The sequence below is a fragment of the Rheinheimera sp. genome (assembly GCF_036782235.1).
Taxonomy (GTDB): domain Bacteria; phylum Pseudomonadota; class Gammaproteobacteria; order Enterobacterales; family Alteromonadaceae; genus Pararheinheimera.
Genome location: NZ_DAIPZL010000018.1, coordinates 1 through 15765, shown reverse-complemented (window position 1 = coordinate 15765; position 15765 = coordinate 1). Strand labels below are relative to the sequence as shown.

The following is a 15765-nucleotide window of genomic DNA, read 5'->3' as shown; positions in this document are numbered from 1 at the left end:
AGCTGCCAGACTTTGCTCCTGGCTTTACCTGCTCTTACTGATCCGACTGGCTGCATCACAGCGGCTTTTGTTAAGATACAAGACTTCAGCCATATAGCCATCCGGTGTATTTATGCAAGTTCAGCAACAGCAACTGATTTTACCTACAGCCACAGGGCCTATGTTGTGCCGGTTGTTCCAACCGTCGCAGCCCTTGTTATCACCGCAAAAGATACAGGATGACGAGACTGGCAGTGTTCAAACCTATCCGGCGATTTTGTTTTATTCAGAAATTTTTCAGATCACAGGCCCTATTGCCCGCGCCGCCACTTTGCTGTCAGGGTTGGGTTTTCTTGTGCTGGTGCCGGAAATTTTCCATGAACTCAATCCTCAGGGCACAGTGCTGCCTTATGATGAAGCGGGTAAAAACAAAGGCAATCAGGATAAATGGCAAAAACCTTTGCCGGCGCATGACAGCGACCTGGTGGCCATGCTGGATTATTTGCGTAGCCTGCGTACTTTTAACGGCAAAGTGATGAGTTATGGTGTTTGTATTGGCGGCCATCTGGCGTTTCGCGCTGCGCTCAATCCGGCCATCAGCGCGGCCTGTTGTTTATACGCCACCGACTTACATTCCGACACTTTACCCGCTTTGGTGGGCGACCAAACCCTGGAGCGCGCCGGGGAAATTAAAGCAGAGCTGATGCTGATTTGGGGCAAACAAGACCCACATATTCCCGCCGAAGGACGGGCCAAAATTTATCGGGAGCTCACAGCCAAACAGGTGAATTTCAGCTGGTTTGAAGTGAATGCAGAGCATGCGTTTATGCGCGATGAAGGCGAAAGATACGATCCGGCGCTGGCGCTTTGGGTGTACCAGCAAGCCAGGGATTTGTTTTTACGCCAATAAGGCAGTTGGCCAGTGAGTCGTGGTTTAGCTGCCAGAGTGGACAGAGCCTGCTGTCCCTGACAGTGTTGAATGTCGGAGACTTTTTGACAACAAGTGGTGAACAGCTGTGAATGGCCGAACTGCTTTTGCATAACTAGCTGAAATAAAACAGCTAACCGCCTATACTGTCGGCTGTTGTCATATTTATTTCAACTGATGGGCGCAGAATGCAACAAGGCAAGCTGGCTCCAGCCTGGTGAGTATATCCATGTCTTTGTTTGAACATTTATTCGTCATTTTATTATTGATTAGTGTCAGTGCCTTTTTTTCGATGTCGGAAATTGCGCTGGCGGCGGCGCGCAAATTACGTTTGCGCCAGCTGGTGTCTGAAGGTGAACCCCGCGCCAAACTGGTGCTGGATTTGCAGGAACATCCGGGCAACTTTTTTACCATTATTCAGATTGGCCTCAATGCCGTGGCCATTCTGGGTGGTATTTTAGGTGAAGCCGCTTTTACCCCCACTTTTGTTGAGTTGTTGCAGCTGGTGTATCAGGGGCCGGCACTGCAGTCTTTAGGTTTTGGTTTGTCGGTGTTTTTTGTCACTGCACTCTTTATTTTGTTTGCGGATTTAATGCCAAAACGGCTGGCGATGTTAGCGCCTGAGCAGGTGGCGATTACAGTGGTGCGACCGATTTTATGGCTGTTGGTGATTCTCAAACCGCTGGTGCTGCTGTTTAACGGTGTGGCCAATGGTGTGTTTAAACTCTTTAATGTGCCAATAGCGCGCAAAGATCAAATTACCCCTGAAGATATTATTTCAATGATGGACGAAGGGGCAGAGGCCGGCGTGCTGCGCCAGCAGGAGCATACCTTGCTGGAAAACGTCTTTGATATGGACCAGCGCACTGTTACCTCGGCGATGACACCACGCGAAAGTCTGATTTATTTTTTATTAAAAGAATCCACTGACAGTATCAAAGCCAAAATTGCTGAACATCCACATGCCAAGTTTATTGTTTGTGATGAGGCGCTCGACAGAGTGGTGGGTTACGTCGACACCCGCGACATTCTGATGCAGGTGCTGCATGAACAATCGATTTCGTTAACCCGCGAAGGCGTGCTGCGAACCCCGCTGATCATTCCCGATACTTTGTCTTTGTATGAAGTGCTGGCGCATTTTAAATCCAGCGGCGTGGACTTTGCCGTGATCTTAAATGAATACGCGCTGGTGGTAGGCATGATCACGCTGAACGATGTGATGAGCATTGTAATGGGCGAGCTGGTGAATTCTGAAGAAGATCAAATTGTTAAACGCGATGACGAGTCCTGGCTGGTGGAAGGTTTAACCCCACTGGATGATGTGATGCGGGTGCTGGCCATTGACCATTTCCCGGATCAGGAAAATTACGAAACCATCGCCGGTTTTATGATGTATATGCTGCGTAAAATTCCAAAACGCACTGACTTTGTGCTGCATCAGGGTTACAAATTTGAAGTGGTGGATATCGACAGTTATAAAATTGACCAGCTGTTGGTGACCCGGGTGAAAACGCCTGGGGATACGCCCTCTGTTTAACTGAAGCTTGCTGTTTTTGCTGACAAAAAATAAAGGCCGGTCTTACACCGGCCTTTGTGTTTATTCACTTTGTTGTGAATTGATCGTCATTGTTATTGTGCTGTCACCACCAGCGTGGTCTGGCCGCGGCTTGGGTTGCCTTTCACCCCAATATAACTCCAGCCAACCGGCAGCGGGTTGGTGATGATCTGCTCTGTGCTGTCGTTATTGACTGAACGTTGCTGATAACTGTCGCTGGTTGGCCAGTTGGCATTGCTGAAATATAAATCAGCATTGCCTTCAACGCCGCCGTACAGGTTGAGCTTTAATCGGGCATTGGCGGTGGCGTTGTAATAATAGAAGTAGGTGTAGTTGCTGCTGCCAGCCACAACACAATACATCTGGCCGGCCTGAACTGCGATGTAATCAACTGGCGCTTGTGTGGCACAGGCATCGGGTTGTGGTGGTCTTGCGGTCAGGGTGGCTGTTACACTGACATTGTTAAAGCTGGTGTAACCAAAACTCGACACATACCAGCGCCCGGCGGCCGGATTGTTGATGGTGCAGCTTTCAGCATTGCCACCCACATAAGGCCGGCACTGATAACTTTGTAAGGTCGGTTGTGCTGCGTGTTGCAGATATAAATCGGCATCACCGCTGCCGCCACCTTGCACCACTTCCAGTTTGGCCTGATTGGCCGGTACCTCAATATAATGATGCAACCAGCTGTCTTTGGCGCCGGACAAACCGGTTTTGGCCACGCCACTTTGTAAAGCGGCATTGTCGTCACCGGTCTGGCCTATGGTCACCTGAGGTGTGGTGTCGTTACTTTGCACTGTGTTCAGCCAGTTGTACCACTGAGTATCCAGGCTGGTGCCAATGGCATTCACTGCTGCTAAATAAGCGTCATAGTTACCGGCACGGAAATGCCTGAGCAAGTTTGTCACTGTGGCGCCCTGGGTTTCAAACATAAAACGCACGGCCAGATAACCCCAGCGATACACTCTGTCCTGACCGCTGCTGTAGGTGTTGGCCAGAATTTCACTCAGTGCAAACTGGCGGCTGCGTGCCAGATTGATGGCGGCGTCATTGCGGTTTTTCTTTGACACATATTCGGCTAAACCTTCAATCCACCATACGGTTTTATGGCTGTCGACTCTGGCCGCGCCAAAATCACCTTTGAGGTTAAAACGGCCATCCAGGTAATGCACCATTTCGTGGGTCAGGTTCCAGACATGGAATTCTGGCCTGAGCCATTCGGCTTCATAAGCAATAAACCTGGCCTGATTGCCACTTTGTGCCGGGTTGCCTTCCAGATACATACCACCGTTATTGGTGTCGATGCCAAAAAACAGCCCGGCGTACTGGCCGTAGTCTGAGCTTGAATCAAACACCACCATTTCCAGATTGCTGTTCAGATCATCAGCCACGGGCCGGTTTTGCGTGCGCAGGAAGTTGTGGAAAAAACTTTCCTGTGTGGTCACTGCGTTACAGGAAGCGCTGAATTCTGCCGGACTCATTTGTTGGGCGCGGAATTTCATTGAGCTGCTGCAGGCATGTTGCTGGCTGAGCACCTGTTGCTCCAGCTGCGCCTGAAAACCACAGATATTATATTCGGCGCACTTGCCGTAATAATCCACTGCAGAAGCTGCCCGCAGCCAAACTGCTGAGCCTGTGCCATTCATGCTGTATTGGCTCAAAATGGCGGAAACCTGAGATTTTACGTCAGCGGCGATAGCGGCGTTGGGATACTGTAAAAAACGCGCCAGTTCGGCAGCAGCGTTTTCCTGCAAAAATGATGCGTCTGTGCCAATCATCCAGCTTTGGCGGGCAAAATTACCGAGGCGGTTAATCAGCACTGTGTCACTGGCAATCGCCTGGGCAAAATCTGCGTTTTGGTGGCCTCGGAATAAAATGGTAAAAATCTGGTTGACCGCGCCGCGCATATACCATTCGCTGGCATAGTTAGTATTCCAGCGCTGCAGCCATTCTTTGACCACAGGCAAATAACGCACATTCTCACCTGCGCTGTCGATCAAGGTCAGCGCATCCTGGATATTCATGCCATTCACTGCCGAGTTTTGATAAAACACCGGATTGTTGACCAGATTATCCAGCGCGGCGCGGATGGCGGTTTTTACACTTTGTGGGTAAGCCGGAATTTTGCTGCTGTTGTAATACTGCACGTAATAACCGGCGCGCAGGAAATAATAGAGTTTACCTATGCTAACTTCAGTGCCGCTGGCGTTGTAACTGCTGGCAAGGCTTGCTGTGGCGTTGGCAACAAAAGCCATATTAGTGGCGCTAAAAGCGCTGATGGAATTGGCTTCGCCGTTAAATAAACCGTTAATACAATGATTTGGATTATTCAGAATATGGTCAACCAAAGCCTGACCGGTTTTGCTGCCATAACCGGATAAAGCGCTGGCACAAACATCAGCGCTTTGTGCTTCGTCGGCCGCCAGCTGTTGCGCTTTACTGTGTGCGCGGAAATAACTGTCTTCGTCGGTGATTTTTTCTGACAAATGCTCAGGTAAGGCTTCAACAGGGGCGTTGATCACAGTGTGATCCTGAGCGTGTTTAGGCACCCACTGGCTTTGTTGTGACAGTTGTTTTGGTTGCGACTGGGGCTGAGCTGGTGCTGGTTGCAGATGTTTGCGCTCTGCAGAATCTGCCAAAAGTGCCGGGCTGCATAATGCCAGGCTGATCGCAGCGGCGAGCAGCGCCGGTTTGGTGCCGCTATGCCAGGCGCTTTGGGTTACTGTTGTGTTCATACGAAGTTCCTGCTGAGAATATGGTTATTATTTATATTTTTGCCATAAGGCTGTCACATCTTAGTAATAATGGATACTGTATACAATATAACCAATAAGCACATTTAGGAATATTGACTGCTTTTTTGCTTGTTTTTAAAACTAACCAAAGTAGGGACAATGTTGGGGGAACCCAGCAATAATAAGGAATGGACACCCGGAAACCGGATATAAATATTGGGGCAACAATCAGGGAGCGGCGACAACAGGGCGCCAGCTACAGGAGGATAGTTTTAATAAACGGCCATTCATGACACATAAAAAAGGCAGCCATAGCTGCCTTTATGTATTTTGTGTTGTTGTTGCTCTGTTAGAGACTCAGTTGCAGGGTTTTAGTTAAAATGCCGTACCAGGCTGGCGCCCAGCAAAATAACATAAGTGACAGCCACAGTGGGTTTTACACTGTTTTTCAGATAATCGGTTAATAACTGCAGCAAGCCGCCTCTTTGTTGTTGCCAGCTGTGATGCCATAAACAACCAATATCCTGCGCTTGTTGGGTGGCCTGTTCCAGCGCATATAACCTGCTTTCAGTGCGGCTTTGCTGGGTTTTCCACAGGGTTTCATGTAACCAGAACAACAACACCAGACCAAGTTGCAGCAACAAACCACTCTGGTTCTGTACCAGATAAAGCCAGAGCACAATAGCGACCACTTTGAGCCACAGCGCCTGTTTTTCCATCTGATCATAACTTTGTTGCAGTAGCAGCCATTCGGCCTGATTGTTATTGCTCATGGTACAAATCCTTCTGAACAGCAGGGGCTGGGAGCCGCCAGCCCCTGATGGCTTTAGTTTGCAGCAGCGCTGGCTTTTTGTGCGGCCACCCAGCTTTTTACTTTTTGTTCCAGCACTGCCATTGGCACTGCGCCCGTTAATAACACTAAATCGTGGAAAGCCCGAATATCAAAGGTATCACCAAGTTCAGTTTTGGCAAACTGGCGTAATTCAACAATTTTCAGCATGCCCAGTTTGTAACCCAAAGCTTGTCCGGGCCAGGCCATATAACGTTCAATTTCGGAAATCACGTCGGATGATGCCGTGCCTGTGGTTTGTGCCATATATTGCACCGCCTGTTCGCGGCTCCACTTTTTAGCGTGCAGACCCGTATCCACCACCAGACGCACAGCACGGAACAATTCAGCTTTTAACCGGCCGAGGTTGCCAAAAGCATCATCTTTGTACATGCCCATTTCATAAGCCACCAGCTCGGAATATAAACCCCAGCCTTCGGAATAAGCATTATAAGAGGCCAGCCGGCGCAGCAGTGGCAGCTGATCCTGTGCCAGATTCAGGGCGATCTGCCAGTGATGACCTGGGTTGGCTTCATGGTAGGTTAATGATTTTAAATCAAATTTTGCATTGGCTTTCATATCAGCCAGGTTGATCCAATAAATACCGGGTTTGCTGCCGTCAATCGAAGGGCTTGTGTATTGCCCGCCAGGTGCACTGTCCTGAATTTCTACTGGAATACGGCGCACTTCGACGTTATAAGGCGGGCGGGTGGCAAACTGTTCGCCAATACGTTTGTCCATTTCGGCAATATAACCGTTTAAATCGGATAACAGCTGCGCCCGGCCTTCGTCTGAGTCTTCATATAAAAAGCGGCTTTCTTCGTTCAGTGCCGTCATGCGGTCGCCAACTGTGCCTTCATGGTAACCATTGGCTTTTAAAATGCTGTCCATTTCCTGGCTGATGCGGGCCACTTCATCCAGACCAATCTGATGGATTTGATCCGGGGTTAGGTTGGTATCGCCCAGTTGTTTGACCGAATAAGCATAAAAGTCGCTGCCGTTTGGCTGAGCCCAGATGCCGGCTTCACTGCGGCCATGAGGTAAAGTGGCTACCACGTCATTGACCAGTTGCTGGTAAGCAGGGGCAACCACAGTGCTGATAAGATTGGCGGCTTTTTGCAGCAGCTGCTGTTTTTGCTCCGGATTCAGCGCGGCAACTTTGTCCACTTTGGCGGCAAAATCTTTATAAAGCGCATGGTTGGTGCTGCTGTCGCTGTAACTTTGCAAAATAGGGCGGGCTTTATCCAACAGCACACGGGGCGGGATAAAACCGTTTTTGACATCGGTATTAAATTTATCACTGACGGCTTTCAGCGCAGGGCCAAACTTTTCCAGCCGGCTTAAATAAGCTTCGGCATCGGTCTGGTTATTGATGGGATGTGAATTCAGTAAAGCACCGGCCATATCAATGGTTGGGCCATTGATTTGATTGATAATAAAAGGCGAGTGTCCCATCCAGACATCAATATAACCCTGCGGGAAACGACTGTCGCCGGCGTAAAAATTCAGAATATTGGCCATCACGGCCAGATTATCAGCTTGCTGGGCGTCAGTTGGTTGTGGCATGGCCAATAATTGGGCAGCAAGCGCTGCCATTTTGCTGCGAAGTTCGGCTTCGGCTGCGCTGTTATAGATGTCCATGTCAGCCTGATACGCTTTGCCCACCTGTTCCACACTCAGGTTGTAAGCCGATGCACTGAGCGGTCTGGCCTGAAACAGCACTTGTGTGGCTTCCTGATAAACGGCTTGTGCCGCTTCAGCGGAAAAAGCCGCGGCCTGGGCTTGCTCTGCAGTCGCAGCCTTGCTGGCGGAACTATCAGGGGCCACAGGCGCTTCAGTACATTGGGTCAGCAGCAAACTGCTGGCAATTGCCAGACTTAACAGAGATAAACGCATCAGAACATCCTCAGAATTCAGGGGGGCAAAAAACCGCTCTATGATACACAATGGCCATCTGAATGCAGCTGCTTTTTGTATACAATCTGGCGAAGTGACCTTGCTGTACTCGCCTAACATGGCGCAAGCCGTTACAATAAAACCACTTTTTACTTTGGCAGTTTTGTGATGCCCCAATCCTTAACAGCAGCACCTTATGAAAAATCCAGCAGCGGTTATCGGTGTATCACCTGGGTGTTAAGTTTTGCCGCTGTGGTGGTGTTTGCCAATTTACACGCCCTGCAACCTTTATTGCCTGAACTCAGCCGCAGTTTTGCGTTAAGTCCGCTACAAACCAGCTGGAGTTATGCCATTGGCACCCTGGCGCTTGGGGTGAGTTTATTATTTTATGGTGCTTTGTCGGACGCGGTGGGCCGGCGTAATGTGCTGCTCTGGACTTTATTGGGCATGCTGGTGGCCACTGTTGCCATCACTCAGGTGCAGTCTTACCAGAGTTTATTATTCTGGCGGGCGCTGCAGGGGTTTTGCCTCGGCGGTCTGCCGGCTATTGCCATTGCTTATATGGGCGAGGAGCTCAGTAAGCCGGCGCTTCTGGCCGCAGTGGGTTATTACATTAGCGCCAGCTCTTTGGGCGGCATATCTGGCCGGGTGTTGGCCGGTTTTTCGGCAGAGCTCGGGCACTGGCAATGGGCCTTCTGGCCTATGGCACTGCTGAGTTTGCTTCTGGTGCTGCTGTTGTGGCGTTATTTGCCTGAGTCCCGCCATTTTATTGCCAAGCCTTTTTCCTGGCGCCAGGCCCTTGCCGACAATGGGTTTCACCTGAGGCAAAAAGTACTGCTCTTGACTTACCTGATTGGCGGGCTTAACTTTTTTATCTATTTAAATCAATATACTTATATTAGTTTTGCGCTATCGCTAGAGCCTTATAATCTATCCTCCGGCTGGATAGGGTTATTGTTTTTAACTTATCTCACCGGCACTGTAGGCTCGGCGATGTCGGGCAAAGTCAGTAAAAGGCTGGCGCCGCCCGAAGGCATGGCGCTGGGTATTCTGATTATGATTTTGGGCACCTTAGTCACTTTATTGCCGTTTTTAACCGGCATAGTGCTGGGCTTTTTTATCAATGCTTTTGGCTTTTTTTTAACCCACAGTCTGGCTACCGGCTGGGTGAATCAACATGCCAGCCGCGCTAAAGCCAGCGCCAGTGCACTTTATCTGGTGTTTTATTATGTCGGAGCCAGCACCGGCAGTTTTTACCTGCATCCATTCTGGAGTTATGCCAAATGGCCAGGTGTGGTGCTGGGCTCCATCTTGATGTTATTGCTGACCTTGTGGCTCAGTCTGAAGCTCAGGCCCTTTATTGCGGCCAAAGCGGCCTGAAGGTTGAAGTTTTATGGTGCTCTGGGCTTGGTTCTGGACTGCAAAGAGCCTTTTAATAACTGCAGCTCGGCTTGGGTTAACTGTCGCAGTTGACCTTCGGCTAAGTCCCCCAGCGCCAGCTGATTGATATGGGTACGTTGTAAATGCTGCACTTTCAGCCCGACTTCACGGCACATATAACGGATTTGCCGGTTCAGGCCCTGTGTCAGGGTGATTTGAAAGCTGTGTTCAGTCAGGCGCTGCACCTGACAGGGCAAAGTCTGATACTGATGGGGTCCCACCTGATAACTTAACCCCTGAGCTAAACGCTGTAACATCACGTCCTGCAATGTTTTATCGACGCTCACCTGATAGGTTTTTTGATGGGCAAAAGTGGGGTGCATCAGTTGTTGTGTCAAAGCACCGTCGTTACTGAGCAGCAATAAACCACAACTGTCTTTATCAAGGCGTCCCAGCGGAAATAACCGCAGCGGCAGGCTATCAAGCAGGTGTTTTAAGCTGTCTTTTTTGTTATTCAGATTGCAGTCAATACCAACGGGTTTGTGATACAGCCAATATTGTAAAGGGGCAGGTTCGGGCAGTGGCTTGCCATCCAGCAAAATCATATCGCCGTTTTTTACCTGATAGTGGTGCGGCTGCTGTTGGCCATTGACGGTCACTCTTTGCTCAGAAATCAGCCTTGCCGCAGCTTTACGTGAACAAAGGCCACTTTGCGCCAGCGCCTGATTTAATCGAAGGCCAATCAGAGCGGCTGCTTTATCCGTGCTGTTGCTGTTGTCTGAGCTGGCAGGGCTGGATGGCATGATGCTTTGCATGTATTGGCTTAAAAAAAATTATGCAGAGGATAATACCTAAGCCTGAGGTTTCAGGCTTAGGTATTTCAGCAACAACTTAAGCTTGTGAAGCTGCCGGTTTAGCTGCTCTTGGTGCTGTGCTGGCACCTGACTGATCGCTGCGGCGCTGGCCACTGCTGTGTTGGCCTTGTGAGCTATTTTCGCTGCGACGTGGTGCCGGTTTACCATGATTGGCTCTGTTGTCACCGCCATTGTTGCTCTGATTGCCATTGGCTTGCGGGCTGCGGCCCGGGCGTTGACCACCAGCTGGTTTGTCGCCGTTTTTTCCGGCAATTTGGCCGCCATTGCCAGCTTGGCCTTGTGCGGCCTGTGGCCGGCGCGGCTGGCCTGAACGGGCATTCGCCTGGCCATTGGCGCCTGCTGGTTTTTTCTGTTGTGGCCGTGGCGGGCGCGGTGGACGTACTGTTAAATCGTGATCGTTGGGCGCATTGCTGACAATACCGCTCAGTTCTGCCACCGGTATTTTCATCCCAATCAGTTTTTCCACTTGTTTTAACTGTGGCATCTCATCCGGACAGACCAAAGAAACCGCTAAACCGGCGTTACCGGCACGACCGGTGCGGCCAATACGGTGTACATAATCTGCAGCTGAACGTGGCAGCGCAAAGTTCACCACAAAAGGCAGCTCGGCAATATCAATACCACGGGCGGCAACGTCTGATGCCACCAATACCCGCACTGAATTATTTTTAAAACCTGCTAAAGCGGCGGTGCGGGCATTCTGGCTTTTATTACCATGAATAGCTGCAGCGCTGATGCCAGCGGCTTCCAGTTTTTCGGTCAGGCGATTGGCTTCGTGTTTGGTGGCCATAAACACCAGCACTTGCTGCCAGTTGTTTTGTTCAATCAAAGTGATCAAAGCACCGGTTTTTTGGCCTTTGCTGACGTGATAGACCTTTTGTTCAATTTTTTCCGCTGTGCTGTTTTGTGGCGCCACGTTGATCATCAATGGATCTTTTAGCAGCTTATTGGTCAGTTGTTTGATTTCATTGTCAAAAGTGGCTGAAAACAGCAGGTTCTGGCGGATTTTTGGCAGCAGATTCAGAATTTTCTGAATATCGCGGATAAAACCCATATCCAGCATCCGGTCGGCTTCATCCAGTACCAGAATTTCCACTTCGTTAATTTTAACGGCGTTCTGGCCAATTAAATCCAATAAACGGCCAGGAGTAGCCGTCAGAATATCCACACCACCGCGCAGCGCCATCATTTGTGGATTGATGTTAACCCCACCAAATACCACCAGATGTTTTAATTTGGGATCGAGCAACTTGCTGTATTTGGTAATTTGTTCACCGATCTGCGCTGCCAGCTCGCGGGTCGGCGTCAGAATAAGGGCGCGGGTAGGGCGCGGATGTCTGGATTTGGTTTGGCTCAGTTTTTGTAAAATAGGCAGCACAAAACCAGCGGTTTTGCCGGTACCGGTCTGAGCTGCAGCCAATAAGTCGCGGCCGGCCAGCACTGCAGGAATCGCCTGTTGCTGGATAGGTGTTGGCTGGGTATAACCTGCCTGTTCAACAGCTTGTAAAATGGCTGGTTGTAACCCTAATAACGAAAATGACATCAATAACCCCACATATTGTCAGCACGCCGAAATTGGGGGGCTGTACAAAAAAGTCGCGCATTCTAACCGGTATCGGCTCCAAGTGCTATCAGAATGCTCAGGCCTTTGCTAACACACTGATTTGTGGTGCCTGTTCAGCACAACTTGTGCCTTAGGCAAAATGCCGGGCGGCAATAGTACATAAACCTTTGCCAACAGAGCCAAAGCGGTCGCCATGCACCAGTGGCACATCGGGCAACAGTTGTTGCAGTAGCTGAATAATACCTTTGGCTGCTGAAGCGCCACCTGTTAAAAAAATCACATCAGGCTTAGCTGCAGCGCTGGCCAGGCTATGTTCTATCAGCTTTTTAATGCCGTTCAGTTCAATATAAATGGCCTGATCCAACATCATCAGGTCAATCTGCTGCGTAAGTTCTGCTTCCAGCCGGTTCAGCTCAACCTGCACCCGGGCATGTTCTGCCAGGGCAATTTTGGCTTGTTCGGCCTTTTGCACCAGGTAATAACTTAAATGTTGCTGATAGAGTGTCCGCAAACGGCTGACTTTGTGGGGTTCATTCGCAAGCTGAATTAAACTCTGAATTTCAGACGCACTTTGTTCACGGTAGAAATTTTCCTGCGCCTGAATATCAATAATATTGACCGCATCACTAAACAGCGTGTTGGGTAAAGGCCGGCCGGTTGTGGCCAGACTGCCACGGCCCAGCAGTGGCATTAAACTGTAAATGGCTAGTTTAATATCCATATCCACACCGCCAATACGGCGCCCGGCATGGCCGAGTAAGTCGTTACTGCGATCGGTTTGCAGGGCCAGTTTGGGGCCAAGCCGGATCAAACTGATATCGCTGGTACCACCGCCAATATCCACCACCAGCACCAGTTGTTCTTTGGTTAAGCTGCGCTCGTACTCAACAGCGGCGGCTACCGGTTCATAGGCAAACTGAATGTCCTGAAAACCCACATCTTTGGCCGCTGAGCGCAAAATAGCTTCGGCTCTGTCATCCCCCAAAGCGCCGTCTATGCCCTGAAAATGCACGGGGCGGCCCAGCACGGCATAAGGCAGCTCAGCACCCCGCGCCAATTCTGCTTTTTGTTTAATGTCTTTGAGCAGCAAGGTGCAAATTTGCCGGTAAATCTGGCTTTGAGCCGGCGTTAATCTGGAACCGAGCATTGATTTTGGCGAGCGGATAAAAACGCCAGCCAGCGGATTGCTGCTGTAGCTCTGGTGGGCGCTTTGGCCCAGCTGCACTTTGGCTTGTTGTTGTAATAACCGGCTTAAACTTTCGTTGATATAAGGCTCGTCGTCGTCCTGATCATCACTGCGGTTCTTTTCAATATAAAGCGCCGAGCTTAAATAAGGGCTGTCACCGTCCAGCGGCGCCAGCACAGGCTCGTTGTGATCTAACCAACCGGCAGTACAGTTGGAAGTGCCAAAATCAATTCCGGTATAACAAGCTTGCATCATGGGTTCCTGAAAATTCTGCGCTGCAGCACCAGGCCGGTCGGACCCGGCAAAAAAGCCGCACAGTATAACCAGAGCGCCGCCAGGCGTCAGCACAAGCTGGCACTGATTTTGCAAAATTCGCAGATATCTGGCCCCCACCAGAGCAGCAGGCAACACCAGTGCCGGCTGCCGGGATAGCAAATCTGAGGTAGATAACTGATGAATACCGCCAAAGCCGCTTTAATGCTGGGCACAGCCTTGTTCACAACCGCCTGTGTGCAGCTGCCGGAACCCTCTGAGCAGCGGCAGCAAACTGCCGTGCTGCAGCCAGAAGTTGCCGTGACACCGCTGTTGTATTACACCGAACGTATTGCTGACAGGTTGTTTCAGGATTTAAAACCTATTACACCTGGCGCTATTGCCGTGGTGAGTTTTACCGACGTCAAATCTCTGGCGCCGGATCCTTATAATTTATCGATGAATTTATTGGGTTTGCAGTTGCAGGAAAGCATGCTGACGGTTGCCAGTCAGCTGGGATATCAGGTGAAAGAGCTGCGCCTGGCCTCGTCGGTAAAAATTTATGCCGATCATGAGCGGATGTTAAGCCGGGACATCAGCGAGCTGGCGACACAGCAGTCGGTGCGTTATGTGATTGCCGGTACACTGAATCAATCTGAAAATTACACTACAGTAAATGCCCGGCTGGTCGATATCCAGACCAATACAGTAATAGCCGCAGCGTCGGATTTAGTGCCAAGTTCGGTGCTTGGCAGTGCAGAGCAGGTGCAGCTGCGCCAGCAAATGTTATATCGCAATAGCCAATAATGGCGTTACCGGCATCAGGCTTTTGCGGCGAAATGGGGATGATTATGACAGCTAAATTAATGATGTTGACACTGTGCCTGGGGTTAACGGCCTGCGCATCAATAGATAAATGGAACCAGACCGTGGCTGAAAAGCATCTGGCTGAAGATAAAGCACGGGCACAGATGCAGCTGAAAAACACGCCTCAAGCGACAGTGCCTGTGGTTCCTGCAGGGACGGGCAATTCACCTTTATATGTCACACCAGCTTTATATGATGGCGCTGCTTATCAGGCCACCCGGATGGCGGCACAAAAAACACTGCCAACTTATCTGCCACAGGCGCAGGTGACGGTGAATCATTATATTCAGGGCATGATGCATGACTTAGTGGCCAATTTAGATTTGGTCAAAGACGGTATGATTATTGGTGTCACCAGTTTTGTTTATCTGGATGGTGCTTATGATCAAGCCGACTTGCTGGGCAATCAGCTTTCTGAAGGTTTTATGCATGAAATTCATCAGTTTGGTTTAAGTGTGGTCGACTTTAAAACCACAGACTTTATCCGTGTTACACCTAAGGGCGATTTTGTGTTCAGCCGCGATTTTATGGAGTTGCGTGAAGAGCAGCCGATCGAATTTGTGTTGGGCGGCACTTTAGTGGCGCACCAGGGCGGCACTTTGGTTAATGCCCGGATAGTGTCTGTTGCCAGTAAAAAAGTGTTGGCGACAGCCCAGAGTTTTATTCCGCAAAATGTGGCCAATGCGGTGTTGCCGTCGGCAACACAAGGCAAACTTTATTTAAAGCAGGGTGAATAACATGCGTGTTATAGCAGTGCTGTTGTTACTGACATTAAGCGGTTGCAGCCAGTTATGTGATTGTCAGAATGCTCAGGCGGAGCAGACTGACAACAGGGCCAGCAGCCACAGCGAAGCAAGTTTGTCGGAGCAAATGCAGCAGGAGCAACAAAGCCTGGCTTCAACGAGTGTCGCTACCGACGGTACTGTGATTGAAGACAGGATGATGCCGGAAGCGCCGCCCGTACAGTCCACACCAACTGTGTCGCAGCTGGATAAAATTATGGCGGAACCGGGCGCCAAGCCAATTTGGCCTGTGGTGCAAAAAGCGCCGCTGCAGCGTAAAAACCTGCCGTCCGAACAGCAAGCGGCTTACCAGCAGGGGACTCATCAGCAGAGCGTGCCTCATCGCGTGCCTTTGTCGCCTTACCCTGAGTTGCCGCAAAGCCGCAAGGAGCTGACCGACTATGCCGCCCAGCTGGCCTTTAAGCTGGCTGGTTTTGATGAGCTCAAAGGTGCCAAAGTGGGTGTTACCAGTTTTGTTGAATTTGACGACAGCCTGGAGCAAACCACGGCACTGGGCAATCAGTTTGCAGAAGCCATGGTGACTTTGCTGCCGCAATATGGGGTTGATGTGATTGAATATAAATTGACCCGGCATATTGACGTGAGTCCAAGGGGAGATATTGCGCTGTCGCGCGACGTGCTGAAACTGCAGCAAAAAGTCGGGATGGATTATGTGATGACCGGCACCCTGGTAGCCACCCGCCGTGGTATTCAGATTAACAGCAGAATAGTGTCGGTGCAGGGGCAAAAAGTGATAGCTGCAGCCAGCACTATGGTGCCGCATCTGGTGTTACAACAAATTCAGCCTTAACCGGCATCTGGGTGTTCAACCCGAACCCTCTTTTAGGGGGGCAAAAGGCAAAACGGCAGTGACAGACTGCCGTTTTTTTTATTGTCAATTTAAAACCACCTCCTATGGAGGTGGTGATCGGCTCTG

The 15765-nt window shown here is 50.2% G+C and carries 12 protein-coding genes; 6 read left to right on the top strand and 6 right to left on the bottom strand.

The window, feature by feature from the left end; genetic code table 11:
* Positions 1-112: 112 nt before the first annotated feature.
* Positions 113-889 carry a dienelactone hydrolase family protein gene (locus V7P87_RS15130; protein WP_333798178.1) on the top strand — a complete coding sequence of 259 codons (777 nt, stop codon included), beginning with the start codon at positions 113-115 and terminating at the stop codon, positions 887-889.
* Positions 890-1136: 247 nt separating this feature from the next.
* Entirely contained in the window at positions 1137-2444 is a 1308-nt protein-coding gene (locus V7P87_RS15125; RefSeq protein WP_333798177.1) for a hemolysin family protein, read from the top strand.
* A gap of 92 nt (positions 2445-2536) precedes the next feature.
* Here the strand turns inward: V7P87_RS15125 and V7P87_RS15120 are convergent, their stop codons facing one another.
* The 3 genes from V7P87_RS15120 to V7P87_RS15110 form a co-directional block, all read right to left on the bottom strand.
* Positions 2537-5197, bottom strand: coding sequence for a M9 family metallopeptidase (locus V7P87_RS15120; protein ID WP_333798176.1), 2661 nt, complete (start codon positions 5195-5197; stop codon positions 2537-2539).
* A gap of 371 nt (positions 5198-5568) precedes the next feature.
* Positions 5569-5970, bottom strand: coding sequence for a hypothetical protein (locus V7P87_RS15115; RefSeq protein WP_333798175.1), 402 nt, complete (start codon positions 5968-5970; stop codon positions 5569-5571).
* Between the two features lie 53 nt (positions 5971-6023).
* Entirely contained in the window at positions 6024-7922 is a 1899-nt protein-coding gene (locus tag V7P87_RS15110) for a DUF885 domain-containing protein (RefSeq protein ID WP_333798174.1), read from the bottom strand.
* Between the two features lie 168 nt (positions 7923-8090).
* Here V7P87_RS15110 and V7P87_RS15105 point away from each other — a divergent pair, with 168 nt between their 5' ends.
* Entirely contained in the window at positions 8091-9302 is a 1212-nt protein-coding gene (locus V7P87_RS15105) for an MFS transporter (protein WP_333798173.1), read from the top strand.
* Between the two features lie 11 nt (positions 9303-9313).
* On the opposite strand, the gene V7P87_RS15100 is transcribed toward V7P87_RS15105, so the two are convergent.
* The 3 genes from V7P87_RS15100 to yegD all read right to left on the bottom strand — a co-directional run bounded on the left by V7P87_RS15100 (position 9314) and on the right by yegD (position 13179).
* Positions 9314-10105, bottom strand: coding sequence for a pseudouridine synthase (locus V7P87_RS15100; protein WP_333798172.1), 792 nt, complete (start codon positions 10103-10105; stop codon positions 9314-9316).
* Between the two features lie 88 nt (positions 10106-10193).
* The gene (locus V7P87_RS15095; protein ID WP_333798171.1) at positions 10194-11720 is read right to left on the bottom strand and encodes a DEAD/DEAH box helicase; all 1527 of its coding nucleotides are present in this window, start codon (positions 11718-11720) and stop codon (positions 10194-10196) included.
* A gap of 151 nt (positions 11721-11871) precedes the next feature.
* A complete protein-coding gene (gene yegD, locus V7P87_RS15090) occupies positions 11872-13179 on the bottom strand; it encodes a molecular chaperone (RefSeq protein ID WP_333798170.1) in 1308 nt (435 codons plus the stop codon).
* A gap of 201 nt (positions 13180-13380) precedes the next feature.
* On the opposite strand from yegD, the gene V7P87_RS15085 reads away from it, so the two are divergent.
* From V7P87_RS15085 to V7P87_RS15075, 3 genes are read left to right on the top strand one after another with little or no spacing between them, the layout of a single operon-like run.
* Positions 13381-13986: a FlgO family outer membrane protein gene (locus tag V7P87_RS15085; protein WP_333798169.1), complete on the top strand. Its 606-nt coding sequence runs from the start codon at positions 13381-13383 to the stop codon at positions 13984-13986.
* A gap of 44 nt (positions 13987-14030) precedes the next feature.
* Complete coding sequence (locus V7P87_RS15080; protein ID WP_333798168.1) at positions 14031-14783, top strand: FlgO family outer membrane protein; 753 nt, start codon at positions 14031-14033, stop codon at positions 14781-14783.
* A gap of 1 nt (position 14784) precedes the next feature.
* Complete coding sequence (locus V7P87_RS15075) at positions 14785-15639, top strand: FlgO family outer membrane protein (RefSeq protein ID WP_333798167.1); 855 nt, start codon at positions 14785-14787, stop codon at positions 15637-15639.
* The last annotated feature ends 126 nt before the right edge of the window (positions 15640-15765 follow it).

What these genes read in the sequence shown, in the direction of transcription:
- yegD (WP_333798170.1), bottom strand. Translation starts at nt 13,179, where the DNA reads ATGCAAGCTTGTTATACCGGAATTGATTTTGGCACTTCCAACTGTACT.
- V7P87_RS15075 (WP_333798167.1), top strand. Translation starts at nt 14,785, where the DNA reads ATGCGTGTTATAGCAGTGCTGTTGTTACTGACATTAAGCGGTTGCAGC.
- V7P87_RS15095 (WP_333798171.1), bottom strand. Translation starts at nt 11,720, where the DNA reads ATGTCATTTTCGTTATTAGGGTTACAACCAGCCATTTTACAAGCTGTT.
- V7P87_RS15125 (WP_333798177.1), top strand. Translation starts at nt 1,137, where the DNA reads ATGTCTTTGTTTGAACATTTATTCGTCATTTTATTATTGATTAGTGTC.
- V7P87_RS15115 (WP_333798175.1), bottom strand. Translation starts at nt 5,970, where the DNA reads ATGAGCAATAACAATCAGGCCGAATGGCTGCTACTGCAACAAAGTTAT.
- V7P87_RS15080 (WP_333798168.1), top strand. Translation starts at nt 14,031, where the DNA reads ATGACAGCTAAATTAATGATGTTGACACTGTGCCTGGGGTTAACGGCC.
- V7P87_RS15120 (WP_333798176.1), bottom strand. Translation starts at nt 5,197, where the DNA reads ATGAACACAACAGTAACCCAAAGCGCCTGGCATAGCGGCACCAAACCG.
- V7P87_RS15105 (WP_333798173.1), top strand. Translation starts at nt 8,091, where the DNA reads ATGCCCCAATCCTTAACAGCAGCACCTTATGAAAAATCCAGCAGCGGT.
- V7P87_RS15100 (WP_333798172.1), bottom strand. Translation starts at nt 10,105, where the DNA reads ATGCCATCCAGCCCTGCCAGCTCAGACAACAGCAACAGCACGGATAAA.
- V7P87_RS15085 (WP_333798169.1), top strand. Translation starts at nt 13,381, where the DNA reads ATGAATACCGCCAAAGCCGCTTTAATGCTGGGCACAGCCTTGTTCACA.
- V7P87_RS15130 (WP_333798178.1), top strand. Translation starts at nt 113, where the DNA reads ATGCAAGTTCAGCAACAGCAACTGATTTTACCTACAGCCACAGGGCCT.
- V7P87_RS15110 (WP_333798174.1), bottom strand. Translation starts at nt 7,922, where the DNA reads ATGCGTTTATCTCTGTTAAGTCTGGCAATTGCCAGCAGTTTGCTGCTG.